Annotated in this window: 1 rRNA gene (only partly in view); it reads right to left on the bottom strand. The window is 56.9% G+C overall.

Annotated elements, in window-relative coordinates:
* Positions 1 to 46: 46 nt before the first annotated feature.
* Positions 47 to 2,563, bottom strand: a 23S ribosomal RNA gene (locus IF30_RS0139800) (it continues 603 nt past the right edge of the window).

Raw genomic sequence — 2,563 nt, 5'->3', positions numbered from 1 at the left:
GGGCTGGGGTCGTTGTTTCAGAACAACACAGTGGACGCGAGCAACTGAGGACAAGCCCTCGGCCTATTAGTACCGGTCAACTCCACCCCTCACAGGGCTTCCATATCCGGCCTATCAACCCAGTCGTCTACTGGGAGCCTTACCCTCTCAAGGAGGTGGGAGTGCTCATCTCGAAGCAGGCTTCCCGCTTAGATGCTTTCAGCGGTTATCCCTCCCGAACGTAGCCAACCAGCCATGCCCTTGGCAGGACAACTGGCACACCAGAGGTTCGTCCGTCCCGGTCCTCTCGTACTAGGGACAGCCCTTCTCAACACTCCTACGCGCACAGCGGATAGGGACCGAACTGTCTCACGACGTTCTAAACCCAGCTCGCGTACCGCTTTAATGGGCGAACAGCCCAACCCTTGGGACCTACTCCAGCCCCAGGATGCGACGAGCCGACATCGAGGTGCCAAACCATCCCGTCGATATGGACTCTTGGGGAAGATCAGCCTGTTATCCCCGGGGTACCTTTTATCCGTTGAGCGACGGCGCTTCCACAAGCCACCGCCGGATCACTAGTCCCTACTTTCGTACCTGCTCGACCCGTCAGTCTCACAGTCAAGCTCCCTTGTGCACTTACACTCAACACCTGATTGCCAACCAGGCTGAGGGAACCTTTGGGCGCCTCCGTTACTCTTTAGGAGGCAACCGCCCCAGTTAAACTACCCACCAGACACTGTCCCTGATCCGGATCACGGACCCAGGTTAGACATCCAGCACGACCAGAGTGGTATTTCAACGGCGACTCCACCATGACTGGCGTCACGGCTTCACAGTCTCCCACCTATCCTACACAAGCCGAACCGAACACCAATATCAAGCTATAGTAAAGGTCCCGGGGTCTTTCCGTCCTGCTGCGCGAAACGAGCATCTTTACTCGTAATGCAATTTCACCGGGCCTATGGTTGAGACAGTCGAGAAGTCGTTACGCCATTCGTGCAGGTCGGAACTTACCCGACAAGGAATTTCGCTACCTTAGGATGGTTATAGTTACCACCGCCGTTTACTGGCGCTTAAGTTCTCAGCTTCGCCTGGACGAATCCAAGCTAACCGGTCCCCTTAACGTTCCAGCACCGGGCAGGCGTCAGTCCGTATACATCGCCTTACGGCTTCGCACGGACCTGTGTTTTTAGTAAACAGTCGCTTCTCGCTGGTCTCTGCGGCCACCCCCAGCTCGGAGTGCAAGACTCGTCACCAGGAATGGCCCCCCTTCTCCCGAAGTTACGGGGGCATTTTGCCGAGTTCCTTAACCATAGTTCACCCGAACGCCTCGGTATTCTCTACCTGACCACCTGAGTCGGTTTGGGGTACGGGCCGCCATGAAACTCGCTAGAGGCTTTTCTCGACAGCATAGGATCATCCACTTCACCACAATCGGCTCGGCATCAGGTCTCAGACTACGTGAACGGCGGATTTGCCTACCGTTCGTCCTACACCCTTACCCCGGGACAACCACCGCCCGGGCTGGACTACCTTCCTGCGTCACCCCATCGCTCACCTACTACCCCATTGGGCCACCGGCTCCACCACGTCCCTTTGTCCGAAGACTCCGGGCCGGCTTCACGGGCTTAGCATCAAGAGGTTCAGCGTTGGCGCTTCAAAGCGGGTACGGGAATATCAACCCGTTGTCCATCGACTACGCCTGTCGGCCTCGCCTTAGGTCCCGACTTACCCTGGGCAGATCAGCTTGACCCAGGAACCCTTGGTCAATCGGCGCAAGAGTTTCCCACTCTTGTATCGCTACTCATGCCTGCATTCTCACTCGTATACCGTCCACGACTGGTTTCCACCGCCGCTTCACCCGGCACACGACGCTCCCCTACCCATCACAACAGGCGTTGGCCCTATAGTTGCAATGACACGACTTCGGTGATGTGCTTGAGCCCCGCTACATTGTCGGCGCGGAATCACTTGACCAGTGAGCTATTACGCACTCTTTCAAGGGTGGCTGCTTCTAAGCCAACCTCCTGGTTGTCTCTGCGACTCCACATCCTTTCCCACTTAGCACACGCTTAGGGACCTTAGTCGGTGTTCTGGGCTGTTTCCCTCTCGACCATGGAGCTTATCCCCCACAGTCTCACTGCCACGCTCTCACTTACCGGCATTCGGAGTTTGGCTAAGGTCAGTAACCCGGTAAGGCCCATCGCCTATCCAGTGCTCTACCTCCGGCAAGAAACACGTGACGCTGCACCTAAATGCATTTCGGGGAGAACCAGCTATCACGGAGTTTGATTGGCCTTTCACCCCTAACCACAGGTCATCCCCCAGGTTTTCAACCCTGGTGGGTTCGGTCCTCCACGAAGTCTTACCTCCGCTTCAACCTGCCCATGGCTAGATCACTCCGCTTCGGGTCTTGGGCATGCAACTCAGTCGCCCTATTCGGACTCGCTTTCGCTACGGCTACCCCACACGGGTTAACCTCGCTACACACCGCAAACTCGCAGGCTCATTCTTCAAAAGGCACGCAGTCACGGCCCACCAGCAAGCTGGCGAACGACGCTCCCACGGCTTGTAGGCACAC

The sequence above is a fragment of the Streptomyces sp. NRRL S-350 genome (assembly GCF_000719705.1).
In the GTDB taxonomy this organism is placed as follows: domain Bacteria; phylum Actinomycetota; class Actinomycetes; order Streptomycetales; family Streptomycetaceae; genus Kitasatospora.
This window is presented reverse-complemented; position numbering and strand designations above follow the sequence as displayed.